Annotated in this window: 15 protein-coding genes and 1 pseudogene; 7 read left to right on the forward strand and 9 right to left on the reverse strand. The window is 67.0% G+C overall.

What is annotated here, in order from left to right; genetic code table 11:
• Positions 1-34 precede the first annotated feature (34 nt).
• The gene (locus MAAFP003_RS01535) at positions 35-736 is read left to right on the forward strand and encodes a YoaK family protein (protein ID WP_096283831.1); all 702 of its coding nucleotides are present in this window, start codon (positions 35-37) and stop codon (positions 734-736) included.
• Here MAAFP003_RS01535 and MAAFP003_RS01540 read toward each other — a convergent pair.
• The 4 genes from MAAFP003_RS01540 to MAAFP003_RS01555 form a co-directional block, all read right to left on the reverse strand.
• Positions 733-1839, reverse strand: a complete 1107-nt coding sequence (locus MAAFP003_RS01540; protein ID WP_096283833.1) for a phosphodiester glycosidase family protein — start codon at positions 1837-1839, stop codon at positions 733-735. The genes MAAFP003_RS01535 and MAAFP003_RS01540 overlap by 4 nt on opposite strands.
• Positions 1840-1918: 79 nt before the next feature.
• Entirely contained in the window at positions 1919-3343 is a 1425-nt protein-coding gene (locus tag MAAFP003_RS01545; RefSeq protein WP_096283835.1) for a YhgE/Pip domain-containing protein, read from the reverse strand.
• 34 nt (positions 3344-3377) lie between these two features.
• Complete coding sequence (locus tag MAAFP003_RS01550) at positions 3378-4097, reverse strand: pirin family protein (RefSeq protein ID WP_096283837.1); 720 nt, start codon at positions 4095-4097, stop codon at positions 3378-3380.
• A gap of 13 nt (positions 4098-4110) precedes the next feature.
• Positions 4111-4974 (reverse strand): MarR family transcriptional regulator, encoded by an 864-nt coding sequence (locus tag MAAFP003_RS01555; protein ID WP_096283839.1) that lies wholly within the window; start codon positions 4972-4974, stop codon positions 4111-4113.
• A 63-nt stretch (positions 4975-5037) separates the two neighbouring features.
• Between MAAFP003_RS01555 and MAAFP003_RS01560 the strand changes: the two genes are divergently transcribed.
• The gene (locus MAAFP003_RS01560; RefSeq protein WP_112741646.1) at positions 5038-6177 is read left to right on the forward strand and encodes an NAD(P)H-dependent amine dehydrogenase family protein; all 1140 of its coding nucleotides are present in this window, start codon (positions 5038-5040) and stop codon (positions 6175-6177) included.
• Positions 6178-6262: 85 nt separating this feature from the next.
• On the opposite strand, the gene MAAFP003_RS01565 is transcribed toward MAAFP003_RS01560, so the two are convergent.
• Positions 6263-7471 (reverse strand): HNH endonuclease signature motif containing protein, encoded by a 1209-nt coding sequence (locus MAAFP003_RS01565; RefSeq protein WP_096283843.1) that lies wholly within the window; start codon positions 7469-7471, stop codon positions 6263-6265.
• A 116-nt stretch (positions 7472-7587) separates the two neighbouring features.
• On the reverse strand, positions 7588-8520 hold the full coding sequence (locus MAAFP003_RS01570) for a DMT family transporter (RefSeq protein WP_096290803.1): 933 nt from the start codon (positions 8518-8520) through the stop codon (positions 7588-7590).
• A gap of 171 nt (positions 8521-8691) precedes the next feature.
• On the opposite strand from MAAFP003_RS01570, the gene MAAFP003_RS01575 reads away from it, so the two are divergent.
• On the forward strand, positions 8692-9543 hold the full coding sequence (locus MAAFP003_RS01575) for a LysR family transcriptional regulator (RefSeq protein ID WP_096283845.1): 852 nt from the start codon (positions 8692-8694) through the stop codon (positions 9541-9543).
• Between the two features lie 9 nt (positions 9544-9552).
• On the opposite strand, the gene MAAFP003_RS01580 is transcribed toward MAAFP003_RS01575, so the two are convergent.
• Entirely contained in the window at positions 9553-10971 is a 1419-nt protein-coding gene (locus tag MAAFP003_RS01580) for an alpha/beta hydrolase domain-containing protein (protein WP_096283847.1), read from the reverse strand.
• A gap of 33 nt (positions 10972-11004) precedes the next feature.
• Positions 11005-12136: pseudogene (locus MAAFP003_RS01585) on the reverse strand (sigma-70 family RNA polymerase sigma factor).
• Here MAAFP003_RS01585 and MAAFP003_RS01590 point away from each other — a divergent pair.
• The 4 genes from MAAFP003_RS01590 to MAAFP003_RS01605 all read left to right on the forward strand — a co-directional run bounded on the left by MAAFP003_RS01590 (position 12135) and on the right by MAAFP003_RS01605 (position 16368).
• Positions 12135-12923, forward strand: a complete 789-nt coding sequence (locus tag MAAFP003_RS01590) for an alpha/beta hydrolase (RefSeq protein WP_243393737.1) — start codon at positions 12135-12137, stop codon at positions 12921-12923. The pseudogene MAAFP003_RS01585 and the gene MAAFP003_RS01590 sit on opposite strands and share 2 nt — an antisense overlap.
• A gap of 93 nt (positions 12924-13016) precedes the next feature.
• Positions 13017-13766 carry a DUF2786 domain-containing protein gene (locus MAAFP003_RS01595; RefSeq protein WP_096283853.1) on the forward strand — a complete coding sequence of 250 codons (750 nt, stop codon included), beginning with the start codon at positions 13017-13019 and terminating at the stop codon, positions 13764-13766.
• Positions 13763-14284, forward strand: a complete 522-nt coding sequence (locus tag MAAFP003_RS01600; RefSeq protein WP_096283855.1) for a TIGR04338 family metallohydrolase — start codon at positions 13763-13765, stop codon at positions 14282-14284. Before MAAFP003_RS01595 ends, MAAFP003_RS01600 begins: the two co-directional genes overlap by 4 nt.
• Positions 14272-16368 carry a beta-glucosidase gene (locus MAAFP003_RS01605; RefSeq protein ID WP_207768434.1) on the forward strand — a complete coding sequence of 699 codons (2097 nt, stop codon included), beginning with the start codon at positions 14272-14274 and terminating at the stop codon, positions 16366-16368. The genes MAAFP003_RS01600 and MAAFP003_RS01605 overlap by 13 nt, the downstream gene beginning before the upstream one ends.
• Positions 16369-16403: 35 nt before the next feature.
• On the opposite strand, the gene mymT is transcribed toward MAAFP003_RS01605, so the two are convergent.
• The gene (gene mymT, locus MAAFP003_RS01610; protein WP_085222450.1) at positions 16404-16559 is read right to left on the reverse strand and encodes a copper-binding metallothionein MymT; all 156 of its coding nucleotides are present in this window, start codon (positions 16557-16559) and stop codon (positions 16404-16406) included.
• Positions 16560-16708: the final 149 nt, after the last annotated feature.

The following is a 16708-nucleotide window of genomic DNA, read 5'->3' on the forward strand; positions in this document are numbered from 1 at the left end:
GGCCGAACCGATACCGCCGAAATATACTGCACCCGTGGCCACCACGTCGCCGGTAACCGAGCGATTCACCGTTGCGGCGTTGTTGCTGCTGACCTTCGCGACCGGGCTGGCCGACTCGATCAGTATCTTGGTCCTCGGCCATGTGTTCGTCGCCAACATGACCGGAAACGTGGTCTTCCTCGGCTTTTGGCTTGCCCCGCGTACCAGCATCGACCTGACGGCGGTGTCGGTGGCGCTGCCCACCTTCGTCACCACCACGATCCTCAGCGGGCGCTTGCAACGGTATTTCGGTGAGCGGGCCAGGAAGTGGATCACGACCGTGTTGGCCACGGAAATCCTGCTGCTGCTTACCTTGTCGATCCTGGCCGGTACGGGCGTGCTGCACTATCACGACAACACCAAGCTGATCATGATCGCGTTCCTCACGGTGACGTTCGGTCTGCAGCATTCGAGTGCCCGCCAGTTCGGCATCCAGGAACTGTCGACGACCGTCTTGACGTCGACGATCGTCAGCCTCGGCCTGGACAGCCGACTCTCCGGTGGCACCGGCGAGCGTCAAAAGCTGCGCTTCAGCGTGATTTTCACGATGTGCGCCGGTGCATTTCTCGGCGCCACGCTGTCGCGGTTCGTCATCGCGCCGGTGTTCGCGTTGACGGCAGCCGTGGTGGCGGCGAGCCTGCTGATTTTCCGGTACGGCGCCGCTGAGGCGAAAACCATTGCGGCTGAAGATCTTTAGTTGAAGGCCAGCCAGCTGGGCAGGGCGCGCTCGTGGGAATCGCACAGCACCTGACGGGTATCGCACGACCCGCGCGGCGAACCCGCGCCGGCCCACATACCGCCGGTGTCGCGCCGCAGCACGATCGCCGAGGACCCGCCGCCGTCCAGCAGGATCGCGGTATCACTGCCCAGTCCGCGGAACAGGTCCTGCATATTGTCCGGCGTGTAGCTGCCGCCCTCGAAGATGTACATTTCGTCGCGCTGCTTGACGTAGGCCAGGGCGGTGCGCGCCGCGCTGGGGCCGCCGTCGTGCAGCTGTTGGGTCTGGCCCGGGGCCAGCAGCCCGATCCCGGACACCGCGACAAACTTCTCGTTCTTGTTCAGCAGGTCGGCGACCACCGGGGTGGCGGCGTCGTAGTCGTTCTTGCTGCGCGGCCACACCACGTACGGCGCCCCACCGGTCGGCAGGATCATCGTGGTCAGCGAGGACCAGCTCTCGCCGCCGCCGGACAGCCCCTGCTTGCCGGGGTAGGCCGCGGTACCGGTCACAGCCTGGTTGGCGCGGCCTTGCCCGTTCGTGTTGTCCACGAACGCACCCAGCGGTGAGCTGCAGCCGGTCTGACGCCACGAACCCGCCTTCTGCCCGCGCACGTCGAAAAAGTTGGCGTTGATCGCGATGGTCGGCTGCCCCATCCGCTGCCACGCCTGCAGTGGCGCGTAGAGCTCGGAGGCCTGCCATAGGCCTTCGCCGGTGCGGGCCCCGGGGTTGTTCTCGCAGCGCGCCTGGTCACCCCGGTGGGTGTCGACCAGCAGGTGCGGCGCCAGGCGTTCCGCCGCGTTCTTGATGATCATCAGGTGGCCGCCGTTGTTCATCTCGTACCAGCGGCCGCTGGCGTCCATCAGCGGCGTGGGGTGGCCGGGACCGAAGTTGTACACCAGATACGAGCCCTTGGTGGCGCCGATCGCGCTGGCGAGCAACTCACGGGCATCCGCGGCGTGCGCGACGGGCGGTGTGACGGCGGCGGTCAACAGCGTGCAGGCGAACGTCGTGAGGCTTGCCGCCAGTCGGCGCAACCTGGTGCGTCGTGTCAGCACGGCAGCCCTTTCGGCCCTTATGTGGATGCAACACTCACAGCATCAGTCACATTGGCCACACTGTCAACATAAATAACAAACGTGTGACACTTAGGCGGCGCCCGAATTACGTTTGCTCGCTTACGCTTTCGGCGTTGGGCTCGCTGGGGTCCGGGTGGCGGGCTTCGGCGTCGGCGGCCTGGCCCGAACTCTCGTGCTTACCGGCCTTGCTCGCCTGGTGCTGGGATTGGTGCACCTCGGCGATTGCCGCGCCGATCGCGCCGGGAATCCGGTGGAAGCCGCTGCGGTCGTACATGCGGGTGATGATGCCGCCGACTAGCAGGCCGATCACCAGCCCGATCGACGTCATCAACAACGCCTGCGTGAGGCCGGCCTCCCCGTCGCCGTTCAGATACAACAGGGACCGCACGCCCAGGAACACCTGGTGCATCGGCTCAAACTCGGCCAGCCAGCGGAAGAACGGCGGCACCGCCTCCAGCGGGACGGTGGCGCCCGCCGACGGCAAACCGAGGATCACGAAAACCAGCATGCTGAACAGCAGGCCCATCGAACCGAGCACCGCGATCAGCGAACTGGACGTCACGCCGACCGCGACGATCGCGAATACGCCGTAGGCCCACAACTGCCAGCCGAGCGTGATGGGCATGCCGAGTCCGTGGGCGATGGCCAGGTAGACACCCGACGTCAGCAACGCCAGCACCAGCATGATGCCCCACTTCACTAACAAGGTGCGGAAGCGAGAGATGTTGGCCTGCTCTGCAAATCGATACACCGGCCCCCATTCGGCGGGCACGTACCCGAGCAATGAGTCGACCAAGGTGGACACCACGATGCTGCCGGTGAACCCGGCCAGCAACAACAGCAATGCGTAGTAGAACGCCGACAGGCCGTTACCCGTGCCGTTGGGTAGCGGGTTGTACACGGTCGACTTGATGTCGATCGGGCTGGCCAGTCCCGCTTGCGACGCTCCGGTCAACGGCGCACCGCCGGTCTGCTCTGCGACTTGCGACGAAAGGTATTGTCCTACTTTGGTATTGGCAACGGCCATGGCCTGGTTCAGGGTCTGGCCGGCGATGCCGGCGCCCAGCGTGCCGGCGCGCGGGTTGGTGAAGATCGTGACCGAAGGCCGCTCGGCCTTGCCCGGCATCACCGCGCTCTCGCCGTACTCGCGCAAACTCGACGAGAACGTCGGCGGAATGACCAATTCGCCATACGCCTGTGCCCGGTCCAGCAGTCGTTTGGCCTCGTCGTGGGAGACCACGCGGATGTCGAATTTGTTCTTGTCCAGCGCGGACACCAGTCCGTCGACGATCTTCGGGCCGGCGGTTCCGGCGTCCTCGTTCACCACCGCGATCGGGAAGTGGCGCAGGTTGGTGGTGGGATTCAAGATGCCGCCCAGATACAGCGCGCACAGCGCCGACATGAGGGCCAGTGTGGCGCCGATCGGCAACGCCCAGAACTGCACGGTTCTCAGCGCTTTTGCGTTCCGCTTCGGATTCGGCACCGCGTGCCGCGGTTGGCCTTTCGACATCCCAGCTCCCGTCTGTCACGCCCACTCTATTGGTCTAGCCGCCCAGCTTTGCGTGCATCTCCCAGATCAGCAGCTCGGTCGGCTCGATCGCCGTCAGCCGCGAGCCGCCGCCGTCTGTGATGCGGGCGGCGTCGCCTTCGGCGAGTTGATCGGACCCGTCCAGGGTCAGCCGGCCGCGTGGCACGAAGATGTGCAGGTTGGGGGCGGCGGGGGTGGTGACGGTGTCGCCGGGTTGCAGCCGGGCGACGTGCAGGGCCGCAGCGCGGTTGTGCAGCGAGATCGCCGCGTCGCGCCCGGGGATGCCCGAGGCGATGGTCACGAGTTCGGCGCCGATGTGGCCGATCTCATGCTGCTGATAGCTCGGCGGTACTCCCGATTCGTCGGCGATGACCCACATCTGGATGAAATGCACTGGCTGCGTTGGCGAATCATTCTTCTCCGAATGCAGGATCCCGCTGCCGGCAGACATGCGCTGCGCCAGGCCAGGATAGATCACGCCGTGGTTGCCGGCCGAATCCTGGTGTGTCAATTCGCCTTCCAGCACCCATGTCACGATCTCCATGTCGCGATGCGGGTGGGTGTCGAATCCGCTGCGCGGAGCCACGACGTCGTCGTTGTTCACCACCAGCAGTCCGTGGTGGGTGTTATCCGGCTCGTAGTGGTCGCCGAACGAAAACGAATGTCTGGATTTCAGCCACGGCGTCGTGGTGACCGCCCGGTCAGCCGCGCGCCGAATCTCGGAGTTGGCAGGCACGACTTCAGCGTAATCACACCTGCGCGCCGAGCAGTCGCTGTGCGTGCTGCAGCGCGGTGTCGAGTGCGGGCAGCGTCAAATCGGCCGGGCCACCCAGGTGGATCTCGATCTGGTACTCCGGCTGCCCGTTCTGGCCGAAGATCGGCAGCACGACGAATTCTGTTGACGCCAAATTTGTTTCAAGCGTGTCGGTGACAGACTGCAGCGTCACCATGGTCATCAGCGTGGTGAGTTGCCGGGTGAGGTGTGCGGTCGGCTCCAGCGACGCGAGCAGCCCAGCCAGCCGATGGTGCAGCGATTGGTGCGTGTCGTCGAACCGCCAGGCGCCGTAGCCGCGGGATCGGATGTCGGCGAGTACTCGTTGATGCTGCGCGACTTCGTCGCGGGTCAGCCGCGGTGTCACCCGGTGCAGCCAGGCAGCCACGAAATCGTCGTCGCGCCAGGCCATCGCGACCAGGCCGAACGGGGGATCGATCGGGAAGTGCTGCCCGACGGCATGCGCGCCGTCGGTGCCATGGCCCACCGCGTCGACCGTGGTCAGGTGCCGGCCGCCGATCTTCGACATCGAGCAGCCCGCGCCGAGGGTGTGGTGCAGGAAGGTCAGTGCGTCACGGCCACGGTCCAACAGCGGAAACTGTATGCGCAGACCGTGCACCAGGCCGAACAACCCGCTGCCCAGGCAGAAGCGCCGGTCCCCGCGCCGGGTGACCCAGGACCGGCGTTCCAGCTCGGATAGCACCAGCGCGCAGGTCGAGGTGCTGATCCCGCAAGTCTTCGCCAGCTCGGCCGAGGTTCGCCCGTCCGGCGAATCCGCGAGCGTGGCAAGCACGTCCATTACCCGCGCGGTGGGCGGCGACTTGGCGGTTGACGTACCCATGCCCAGCTCCCTACCATCCGTCCAAAATGTAAGAACAGCATTCCTAATATTAGGAGAATAGATGTGCTGAAGGTGGGAGTCTGGGGGCCGGGCTCGATGGGCGTCATCGCTCTGCGGGGCGTGATCGACCACCCCGAGCTGGAATTGACCGATCTCGTGGTGCACAGCGACGCCAAGGTGGGCCGCGACGCGGGGGAGCTGTGCGGAATCGCGCCCGTCGGCGTGGTGGCCACCCAGGATCCGGCACCACTGCTCGCGGGCGACGCCGACGCAGTGGTCTATGCCGCCGGCGCGAACCTGCGTCCGCTGGAGGCTGTCGAGGACATGGTGTCGATCCTGGGGTCCGGTAAGAACGTGGTGTCGTGTTCGGTGGTGCCGCTGGTCTTTCCCGACGCCGTCGACGGGGTCTTCACCGATCCGCTGCGCCGGGCCGCGCTAGCGGGTGGGGTGTCGTTCTTCACCACTGGCATCGACTCCGGATTTGCCAATGATGTTCTGCCGCTGCTGCTTACCGGAGTGTCGCGGGTGATCGAATCGGTGCGAGTTACGGAGATGTTCAACTACGCCACCTACCCGGACCGGGCGGCGGTGTACGAGATCCTCGGTTTCGGTAAGCCGCCGGAGTATCAGGCGTTCGCCGCGCAGCCGGGGGTATTCACCTTCGGCTGGGGCCCGGTGCTGCACCAGCTCGCCGCCGCGCTGGGCGTCAAAATCGACAACATCGAGGAGAGCAACGAACGCGTCCTCGCCGCCGAGTCGTTCGACACCCCGACCGGGCACATCGAGGCCGGAACGATCGCCGCGATGCGTTCGACGCTGACCGGATACGTCGGGGAAAAGCCGACTTTCGTCGTCGACCACGTGACGCGCATGCGCGACGACATCGCCGGAGACTGGCCGCAACCGCACATCAGTCTTGCGCCGAAAGACCTCGGCTTCGGACTGGCATCTGGCCGCGGTGTCTATCGCGTCGAGATCGAGGGCTCGCCGACCATGCGTTGCGAATTCGAAATGGCCGAGGACCACGACCACGATCTGGGTGCGCGCATCGCGGGCTCCTCGCGCATGGTCAACGCCATTCCCGCGGTGTGTGCGGCCGCACCCGGACTGCTGTCCGCACTCGACCTGCCGCTGATCACCGGGGCCGGTTTGGTCCGTTCGGTCGAAGGTCCGTCACCGGATAGTCGCCTGCTGGCCGGCTAGCGGCTCGCGTATCAGCGAATTCATCCATGCCGCACCCTGTTTGGGCTGCGGTACCGTGCCGACGGAGCCCGGCTTCGGTGACCACCTAGTTGTTGGTTGGTGGTGGTTGGGGTTGGAAGGGTTGGTACCACCACCAGTGGGCGCGTTCGCGTTGGGTGGGCGGGCGTGCCAGGGATCCTGCGCTCAGTGGTCGGCCGTCCTCGTCGGTGGCGGTGAGCGCGTCGGCGGGTCCGGTGAGGGTGATCAGGCCGCGGTGATGGGAGCGGTGGTGATACGGGCAGAGCAGCACCAGGTTGGCTAGTTCGGTGGGGCCGCCGTCTTCCCAGTGCCGGAGGTGGTGGGCGTGCAGGCCGCGGGTGGCCCCGCACCCGGGCACCGCGCAGCTGCGGTCTCGATGCTCCAGGGCGCGGCGCAGCCGCCGGTTGATCACCCGCGTCGCACGCCCGGCACCGATAACCTCGCCGTCACGTTCGAACCAGACCTCACAGGTGGCATCACAGGTCAGGTAGCGCCGTTCGGCGTCGGTCAGCAGCGGACCCAGATGCAGCGCGGCGGCACGCTGCTGCACGTCGAGGTGCACCACCACGGTGGTGTGCTGCCCGTGCGGGCGGCGGGCCGCCTCACTATCCCAGCCGGCCTCCACCAGCCGCATCAACGCGTCGATGGTGTTCGGCAGCGGGGGCCTGTGCTCGGGGTCGCTTTCGGCGTGGTCGCGTTTCCATTCGGCGAAAAGCGCGTCACGGTGTGAGGCCAGCGCGGCGTCGAACTTCGCGGCGTCTAGGTGGGGGAGTTTGATCCGCCAACACGTGAACTCCTCGTCCGAGGTCTGGGTGATCGAGGGCGCCGGTTCGGGCCGCGGGTCGGGCTGGGGTCGTGGTTCGAGTTTGACCGCGGTACGCAGCTGGCTGACCGTGGCGACCTCGGCCAACCCCGCATAGTGCTCATCAGATCCCTGACCCGCGCCGGCGGCGATGACGCCGACCTGATCCAGCGACAGCCGACCCTCAGCCATGCCCGCCGCACACCGCGGGAACTCCTCGAGCCGGCCCGCGATCGTGGTGATCGTGTGGGCATTCGCCGAGGACAGGGCCAGCTTCCAGCCCAGCAACGCCGCCACTGAGCGCGCACCGGTGGCCCCGCACAGCTCGTCGCGCTCGATCTCGGCGGCGATCTCCACAATGCGCCCATCAATGGCATTGCGCTGACCGGCCAACTCCGCCAACTCCTCGAACAACACCCCCAGACGGTCGGGCGGGCGCGATTCAACGACGCTCGACAAAGCGGTCAACGACATAACGACATCATCGCAGCGGGGTACGACAAGTTTCGCCGTCGAACCGGGCGCGTGAGGTGCCGTCATTGTCTGTTGAGCGGCACAGCCTGATCCGCCGCCAACGGCGATCGCCGTCACTACTCGGCCGCTGTGCAACTCACCATGTTGCGTGCCGCGGGCGCGAATTCCGGCTCGGGGCTCGGTGTCTGGGCGCGGTGCCGGCCGGCGGCCCGGCTGTTCAGCCAGCACGCCAAGCCACCGGCGAGCAGCCCGATCGCGACTCCGACGTCCGGGCGCTGACCCAGCATCAGCCAGCTCAGCACCGCGGCAGCCGCGGGGATGATCGCGAACAGCATCGCCACCGCCGCCGCGCCGTGAATGCTGATGGCGCGCAGGTAAATGCTGACCGCGAGCGTCGCATTGAACAGCACCATGGCCGCGATCGCGGCCGCGGCTTTGCCCGCATCGTGCACGGCGAACGGTGTCAGCATCGCCAGCGCCGCCGCGGGAATGAACGCCACGCAGTTTTGCACCGCACTCATCGTGCGGAAGTCGACGCCCTTGCAGAACCGCTGCTGATACACCCCACCGGCCGAAAGGCCAAGCAGCCCAACCAAAAGCAGCAACATGACCGGGTCGACGCCGTGCATGCCCATCAGTCGCCGCGCACAGGCGGCCAGTACGGCGGCGACGCCGAGAACCAGGGCGACGATCCGCAGCCGGCCAAGCGGCTCGCACAGGAACAGCGTCGCCAGGATGGCCGTCATTACCGGATTCATCGCGATCACCACCGCGCAGAGCACCGCGGACGCCCCGAGCAGCAAGGCCTCGTACAGGCAGCAGAACTGCACGGCCTGGATCAGCAGGCCCGCGACGATGACGTGACCGAACTGCGCGCCGCGTGGCCACGACGCGCGGGCCAGCAGGGCCCACGCCGCGAGGATGACGGCGGCGAAGCCGAAGCGCAGCACCAGCACGGCCATCGGGGTCATTTCGGCCACTGCGAGCGCACCGATGGGATACCCGATCGCATAGGTCAGCGTCACCGCCGAAGCGGTACTCAAAGGCATGCGTGGCAGGTGCATTCCCCCATGCTCGCGAACGGCCACCTATTAAGTCCAACGATTATTGGCGATCAGGACCGATTTCGATTACTTATCGGTCATCCGCACGTGAACGGGTATTTACCGTTCCAACCCTGGATTATTGATCATTTATGCTGATCGAACTAGGGTGACGGCATGGCACAGGTACTCGATATCGCGCCGCTGCGCAGCCTCGTGGCGGTGGCCGACTGTGGCGGATTTCACCGCGCGGCCGCCGCGTTGCGCCTGAGTCAGTCCGCGGTCAGTCAGCACTTGCGAAAAGTCGAGAGTGTGGTCGGCGAGCCGGTGGTGGAGCGCTCCGGGCGAGGCGTCTTGTTCACCGAGATGGGGCAGCGGGTGCTGCGGCATGCACGCACGATTCTGGCGGCGCACGACGCAGCGCTCGACGATCTCGGCGCGACCGAACAGAAGGTGCTCACGGTCGGCGCCACCGAGCACGGTGCGGACGTGATGCTGCCCGCCCTGACCCGCGTGCTGCGCGAACGCCTGCCCGACCGGCGGCCGCGATTCCGGCTGGACCGCAACGTTTCCCTGGCGGACGCGATCGACCGCGGGCTGGTGGACTTGGCGATCATGCTCGACGGATCCGGGCTGGATCGTGCCAATGCTTCGGGAATCGTTCAACTGCAATGGGTTTCAGCACGGACATTCAACTTCCAGCAGCCAGGGCCACTGCCGCTGGTGATCTATGCCGAACCGTGCACCCTGCGCGAGCCGGCCTTCGCGCTGCTCGAGAAGCATCGTGTCGACTACGAGGTCGTCGCCGAATGTGGTGATCTGGCCGGTCTTTACGCAGCGGTGCGCTCGGGTCTCGGGTTGGCTCTGTTGCCAAAGATCGACAAGCTTCCCGACGGCGTGTGCCCTGCCGAGGGCCTGCCGGCACCCAATGTCGCCTCGATCCTGGTGCGTGGCCGCTCGGGTATCGACCCCGAGGTGCTGAGCACCGTCGACGCCGCGGTGCGCGACGTGCTGGCCGTCGAAAGATGAACGCGGACTTCAGGAATCGTTGCCGGGGTAGATGGCGCTGGCCAGCTCGAGGATCTCGGCACGGTCTGCGGGGAGGATGAAGCCGGACTGGATAGCCGAATCCAGCGCCGCCATGAAACTGCCCAGGTACTGCGCGGCCCCGCCCGGGTAGAGCCGTCGCACGGTGGCCTCGTCGAAGGGCTCGCCGGAACCGAAGATCGCCGACATCACGTTCTCCGGCGCGTTGTCCGAGGCGCCGTCTCCCGACGTCCGGGCCAGCGGCACGTCTACCCACGGCGTCCGCAGGCCGCCCCTTGCGAGGCCGTTGCCATCCAGAATCGGTTGGGGCAGTTCGGCTTCGGTCATCTCGATGGGAGGGGCAGCGGGCGCTGTCTGACCGGTCTGGACCCAAGTGGTCAGCGCCGCGATCGCGGCCTGCACGACATAGTGATGCTGCGGCGCGAAATTGATGTAATGGTCGAGTTGCTGGCCCATCAGCATGTTGGTGGGTGCATAGGCGGCCACGATGTCCTGCAGTGGCGCCGAGCCGGTGTCGATCGGTGCCACCTGGATCGTGTAGTTGTCGGCGTGTGCGGCACCGGCGATCTCCCAGACCCGCAGCCGCTCGTTGTCGGGTTGCCGGGCGAAGTAGTAGCCATGCCGCACGGCACCGAACAGGTCGGTTTCGGTGATGATCGTCAGCAGTGGCACGCGCAGGTCGGCGCGGAAGTTGACGGCTTCGGGCACGTTCACCTGAAATTCGTCGAGCACCGAGCCGCCGTCCAGCGGTGCGGCGGAAGCGAATCGTGAATGCACCAAGAAGCCGTCGTACGCTCCGGCCAGCGGATCGACCGCGTTGACGTAGCTGGTCAGGAACATCGCCGATTGCGATTCACCCAGGGCGACAAGGTGTTCGGGCCGCAGGCCGCGCAGGATGTCAGCACTGCGTGCCAGCTCACCGGTCTGCGAGAAGATGTCGAAGCTGAACGCATCGCCCGGGTGACTCAGTGCCGCATACCGCGTCGGGTCCTGGCTCTTGAGCGACATGTCGAAACCGAGCAAGCTGGCACCGCCGTCCACCCCGACCTTCTGCGCCGAGACCGCGACGTAGGCGTAACCCGACCGGATGATTTCGCGGTGCGCCATCATCCACACCGCCGGCGCGTCGATGCCGCCACTGACGTTGAGCCACTCGACCAGCACGGTCCCGTTGAACCGCGCCGGATCAGACGGCGTGAGCGCGACGACCCGCGTCGTGTAATCGGCGGTGCCGGAAGGTGTTACGGTCCACCGGCCGTCGGGTTGCAACTCCGAGGCCGGCGCGTACGACGTGGCCGTGCCCGAGACGAAGAACTCTTCGGCGACATAGCCGAGGTCGCCGATATCGAAGCCGCCCAACAACAAGAGCGGCTTGCCGGACACCGGCGTGATGCTGGGGGATTCCGTCATGGGCGCAACCCTTCTCGATCGGGGTCCGCCCCGTCACAGGGAGCGGGGCAGCCCGAACTTCGTGAACAAAGTGTCGTCCAGAAATGCAACCACATGCGACACCCCGTCGGTGCGGACATCGAGCACGTGCAGCTGGAACGGCACGTGCTGCGTGCCGGCCCGCATGTACATCGCCGCGGCGGGCTGCCCGTTGGCGATCAGCGGGATCATCCGCATGTCGCCGGGGAGTTCGGCGGGGCACTGTTGATGAATCAGGGTGATGATGGCCCGCGGACCTTGGTACCAACCGGTGTACGGCGGCATCTCCCAGACCGCTTCGGCGGTGAACAGCGCGACCAGCCGGTCGATGTCGTAGGACTCGAACGCCGCGATGTAGCGGGCCAGCAGGTCCTGCGCTTCGGACGAATCCGGCGGCGCCAGGCGGTCATTCGAGCTGGGCCCGACGGTTTCCAGCTGGGTCCGGGCCCGCTGCAGCAGGCTGTTGACTGCGGTCGTGGTGGTACCGATCGCGTCGGCCACCTCGGCGGCCTTCCACTGCAGCACGTCGCGCAGCAGCAGCACCGCCCGCTGCCGCGGTGAGAGGTGCTGCAGCGCAGCGACAAACGCCAACCGCACCGATTCGCGCGAACCCACGATCACCGACGGGTCGGCCGGATCCTCCGTCGTGTCGGGCAATGGTTCCAGCCACGGCACCTCACGGCGTTCCACCAGCTCGGCCGTCGGATCCGAGCTGGGCCCGCCGAGCCCGGTGGGCAGCGGCCGGCGCGTGCGGCCCTCCAGCGCGGTCAGGCAGGTGTTGGTGGCGATGCGGTGCAGCCAGGTGCGAATCGAGGACTTGCCTTCGAACCGGTCGTAGGCCTTCCACGCCCGCAACAGCGTCTCCTGCACCAGGTCTTCCGCGTCGTGCAGGGAGCCGGTCATCCGGTAGCAGTGCGCCAGCAGCTCGCGGCGATACGGCTCCGCATGAGCCGAGAAATCGCCGTGGCCCCCGCCCGTTGCGGGGATTTCTGCGTCGCCGGAATTCTCCGCGAGCACGCTCACCCGACTGAGCCTACGCAGCGCCTCGGACAACAGAGCCGCAGGAGCCATTACGCTGCCCCTAATGACTAGGACGACCCGTGACCCGCACTGAACGGAACTTCGACGGCCTCGGCGGCGTCCGCATTGTGTACGACGTCTGGACGCCGGATACCCCGCCGCGGGCCGTGGTGGTGCTGTCGCACGGTCTCGGCGAATATGCGCGCCGCTACGACCATGTCGCCCAGCGCTTCGAGCAGGCCGGCCTGGTCACCTACGCGCTGGACCACCGCGGGCACGGCCGCTCCGGCGGCAAACGCATGCTGGTGCGCGACGTGTCGGAGTACACCGCCGATTTCGACACCCTGGTCGGTATCGCCACCCGCGAACACCCCGGCCTCAAAATTATCGTGCTCGGGCACAGCATGGGCGGCGGCATCGTCTTCGCCTACGGTGTCGAGCGCCCGGACAACTACGACCTGATGGTGCTGTCCGGGCCGGTGGTGGCCGCGCAGGACGCGGTGCCCGGGCTGGTGGCGTTCGCCGCCAAAGTCCTGGGCTCGGTGCTGCCCGGCGTGCCGGTGCAGGACCTCGACGTCGACGCCATCTCCCGTGACCCCGCCGTGGTGGCCGCCTACAAGGCCGACCCGCTCGTCTACCACGGAAAGATCCCGTTCGGTGTCGGCCGGGCGATGCTGGAAGTCAGCGAGACCATGCCGCAGCGCGCGCCGGCCCTGACCGCTCCGCTGCTGGTGGTGCACGGCGAATGCGACCGGCTGGTGCCCGTCGCCGGAAGTCGTCGACTGGTCGAATGCGTGGGATCCACCGACGTCACGCTGAAGGTCTACCCGGGGCTCTACCACGAGGTCTTCAACGAACCGGAGCAGGATCAGGTGCTTGACGACGTCGTCGCCTGGATCACCGAGCGCCTGTGAGCGTTGAGCGAATTGTCGGGATGCTCCCGTAGTTTGGCGCTATGACCCGCGCCGGCGACGATGCAGAGCGGAGCGATGAAGAGGAGCGGCGCTATGACTGACGACAAAATGTTGGCGCGCATCGCCGCGCTGCTGCGTCAGGCCGAGGGCACCGACAACGCGCACGAGGCCGATGCCTTCATGACGGCCGCGCAACGGTTGGCGACGGCGGCGTCCATCGACTTGGCGGTCGCCCGTTCGCATTCGTCCAACCGCTCGGCGGCCCAGGCGCCGACGCAGCGGACCATCACGATCGGGGCGGCCGGCACCAAGGGGCTGCGGACCTACGTGCAGCTATTCGTGCTGATCGCATCGGCCAACGACGTGCGCTGCGATGTGGCGTCGAATTCGACGTTCGTCTACGCCTACGGGTTTGCCGAGGACATCGACGCCAGCCACGCCCTCTACGCCAGCCTGGTCGTCCAGATGGTGCGCGCCTCGGACGCCTACCTTGCCTCGGGCGCGCACCGGCCCACCCCGACGATCACCGCCCGGCTGAACTTCCAGCTGGCCTTCGGGGCACGCATCGGCCACCGGCTGAGCGAGGCGCGCGAAGAGGCCCGGCGCGAGGCCACCAAGGACAGCAGCCGCCGGCCAGGAACCGCTATCGCATTGCGGGACAAAGATATCGAGCTGCACGATCACTACCGCAAGGCGTCCAAGGCGCGCGGCACCTACCAGGTCAGCCGGGCGACAGCGGGATACTCGTCGGCGGCGCGGCGCGCGGGTGATCGGGCCGGCAAGCGGGCGCGGCTCGGCAACAGCACCGAACTGCCCGGAGCGCGGAGCGCGCTGGGCACGTGACCGCCGGGGAGGCGCCGAAGCGGGATACCCAGCGCGCCAAGGTGTATGCCGCCGAGGAATTCGTCCGCACGTTGTTCGACCGTGCCGCCGAGCACCGATCGTCGGCCGTGGAATTCTTCGGCACCCAGTTGACGCTGCCGCCGGAAGCGCGATTCGGCTCGGTGGCGTCCGTACAGCGCTATGTTGACCAGGTGCTTGCGCTGCCGGCGGTACGCGAACGGTGGCCCGAGGTGGCGCCGCTGAGAGTGCGCCCGCGCCGGGCCGCGACCGCGGCTCATTACGAAAACTACGAGGACACAGGCATTATCGCGGTTCCCGACCGTCACACCGCCGACTGGGCGCTGCGCGAGCTGGTGGTGCTGCACGAAGTCGCACATCACCTGTGCCAGGTGCAGCCGGCACACGGTCCGGAGTTCGTCGACACGCTCTGCACGCTGGCGCAGTCGGTGATGGGACCGGAGCTCGGGCATGTGTTGCGGGTGGTGTACGCCAAAGAAGGGGTGAAATGGGCGAATTAGCCGATCCGGACGCCCGGGCCCGCGACGTCGAGAGCCGGATGACCGACGACGAACGCTTCACGTTGCTGGTCGCGGTGATGGGAACGTCGGAACTGTGGCCACTGCCGGACGACCGCATCCCGCCCGGCACCCCGATGAGTGCGGGCTACGTGCCGGGGATTCCCCGGCTTGGTATCCCGGCGCTGCGGATGAGTGATGCCGGGCTCGGCGTCACCAATCCCGGCTACCGCCCGGGTGACACCGCGACCGCGCTGCCGGCCGGCCTGGCGCTGGCCGCCGGTTTCGATCCGGCGCTCGCGCACGCCGCCGGCGCCGTGATCGGACGCGAGGCGCGCAGCCGCGGATTCAACGTGCAACTGGCGGGCGCGATGAACCTGGCGCGCGACCCTCGCAACGGCCGCAACTTCGAATACGTCTCGGAAGACCCACTTTTGACGGCCACGATCGCCGCCGCATCCGTCAACGGAATCCAGCAGCAGGGCGTCATCTCGACCGTCAAGCACTACTCGCTGAACTGCAACGAGACCAACCGGCATTGGCTGGACGCGGTTATCGACCCCGACGCGCATCGCGAGTCCGACCTGCTGGCATTCGAGATCGCGATCGAGCGGTCTGCGCCCGGTGCCGTGATGACCGCCTACAACAAGGTCAACGGTGACTATGCCTCGGCGAACGGGCTGCTGCTCAACGACATCCTGAAAGACGCTTGGGGATATCGGGGTTGGGTCATGTCCGACTGGGGCGCCACACCCGGCTGGGAGTGCGCGCTGTCCGGCCTGGACCAGGAATGCGGTGCCCAGATCGACACCGTGTTCTGGGGTGCGGAGGCATTCACCGAACCGCTGCGGTCCGCCTACGCCGACGGAAAACTGCCCAAAGACCGCCTGTCCGACATGGTTCGGCGGATTCTGCGTTCGATGTTCGCGGTCGGAATCGACCGGGACGCTCCCGAGCCGGATATGGCCGCCCACAACGAGATTGCGCTGCAGATCGCCCGCCGGGGCACCGTGCTGCTGCAGAACCGCGGAGTGCTGCCGCTGGCACCCGATGCCCACATCGCCGTGATCGGCGGCCACGCGCAGCTGGGAGTTCCGACGGGCTGCGGCTCGAGTACCGTCGTTCCTCCCGGCGGCTACGCGCAGGTGGTCCCGATCGGGGGAGCGGGTCTGACCGGAGGCACCCGAAATCTCTACCTGTTGCCGTCCAGCCCGGTCGAGGAACTCAGGAAGCAATTGCCCCACGCGCGGCTCGAGTTCGATCCCGGCCTCAGTCCGGCCGAAGCGGTGCTGGCCGCGCGGCGGGCCGACGTAGCGATCGTGTTCGGGATCCGGGTCGAGGGCGAGGGTTTCGACGGTGCCGACTTGTCGCTGCCGTGGGGTCAGGATGAGGTCATCGCCGCGGTCGCGGCCGCCAACCCGAACACGGTGGTGGTGCTGGAGACCGGTAACCCGGTGGCGATGCCGTGGCGAGATTCGGCGAGCGCGATCCTGCAGGCGTGGTATCCGGGCCAGGCCGGCGGCCAGGCGATCGCGGAGATCGTTGCCGGACAAGTGAATCCATCGGGGCGCCTGCCGATCACGTTTCCGGACGGACTGGACCAGACGCCGCGCCCGGAGCTGCCCGACCTCGGCGCCGCGTTCGGCACGCCGACCGCGATCGACTACTTCGAAGGAGCCGAGGTCGGTTACCGGTGGTTCGCCGGTCAGGGTCACACGCCGTTATTCGCGTTCGGTCATGGCTTGTCCTACACCAGTTTTGAATACCACGACTTAGTGGTCACCGGTGGTGACACGGTCACGGCGAGCTTCAGCGTCGTCAACACCGGCCAGCGGAGCGGGGCCGATATTCCACAGTTGTATCTGACTCACCAACGCCTGCGGTTGCTGGGATTCGAGCGGGTCGAGTTGGACCCGGGTGCGACGTGCCGGGTGACGATCTCCGCGGATCCGCGCTTGCTCGCCCGCTACGAACGCGGCAGCTGGCGGATCGAGCCGGGCCAGTACCAGGTGGCGGTCGGCGCCTCGGCGGCCGCGGTTCGGCTGACGGCCGAGGTCGAGCTGGCCGGTCGTGCGTTCGGGCGCTGATTGGCACGTCGAACGCGACGACCGGCCGGCTGGATTTACTTGACGGGCACCAATGCTTCGCCGCAGGAGCAGCGGTAGTCCTCGTCCGCGCCCGAGCAGTGGCATGCGACCTCGATGCGGACGCGACATCCGCATCCCTCGTGACCGCACGTCAGCTGGGTCCCCTCGTCGTAGTGCGCCATGTGAATCACCCTTGTCTGTTACGGGATCCCGGTTGGTTCACCGCAATCCAGTGGATACCTTCCGTGGTTGCCCGACGATCGGGCCGCCACGCTCAATGTATACCCCATACGGGTATCTGGTAAAGCCTCGGCGTTGGGTCCGTTATCGATTGGATGCG

The sequence above is a fragment of the Mycobacterium ahvazicum genome, from assembly GCF_900176255.2.
In the GTDB taxonomy this organism is placed as follows: Bacteria; Actinomycetota; Actinomycetes; order Mycobacteriales; family Mycobacteriaceae; genus Mycobacterium; species Mycobacterium ahvazicum.

What these genes read in the sequence shown, in the direction of transcription:
- MAAFP003_RS01570 (WP_096290803.1), bottom strand. Translation starts at nt 8,520, where the DNA reads ATGCCTTTGAGTACCGCTTCGGCGGTGACGCTGACCTATGCGATCGGG.
- MAAFP003_RS01555 (WP_096283839.1), bottom strand. Translation starts at nt 4,974, where the DNA reads ATGGGTACGTCAACCGCCAAGTCGCCGCCCACCGCGCGGGTAATGGAC.
- MAAFP003_RS01595 (WP_096283853.1), top strand. Translation starts at nt 13,017, where the DNA reads ATGACTGACGACAAAATGTTGGCGCGCATCGCCGCGCTGCTGCGTCAG.
- MAAFP003_RS01605 (WP_207768434.1), top strand. Translation starts at nt 14,272, where the DNA reads ATGGGCGAATTAGCCGATCCGGACGCCCGGGCCCGCGACGTCGAGAGC.
- MAAFP003_RS01575 (WP_096283845.1), top strand. Translation starts at nt 8,692, where the DNA reads ATGGCACAGGTACTCGATATCGCGCCGCTGCGCAGCCTCGTGGCGGTG.
- MAAFP003_RS01580 (WP_096283847.1), bottom strand. Translation starts at nt 10,971, where the DNA reads ATGACGGAATCCCCCAGCATCACGCCGGTGTCCGGCAAGCCGCTCTTG.
- MAAFP003_RS01545 (WP_096283835.1), bottom strand. Translation starts at nt 3,343, where the DNA reads ATGTCGAAAGGCCAACCGCGGCACGCGGTGCCGAATCCGAAGCGGAAC.
- MAAFP003_RS01565 (WP_096283843.1), bottom strand. Translation starts at nt 7,471, where the DNA reads ATGTCGTTGACCGCTTTGTCGAGCGTCGTTGAATCGCGCCCGCCCGAC.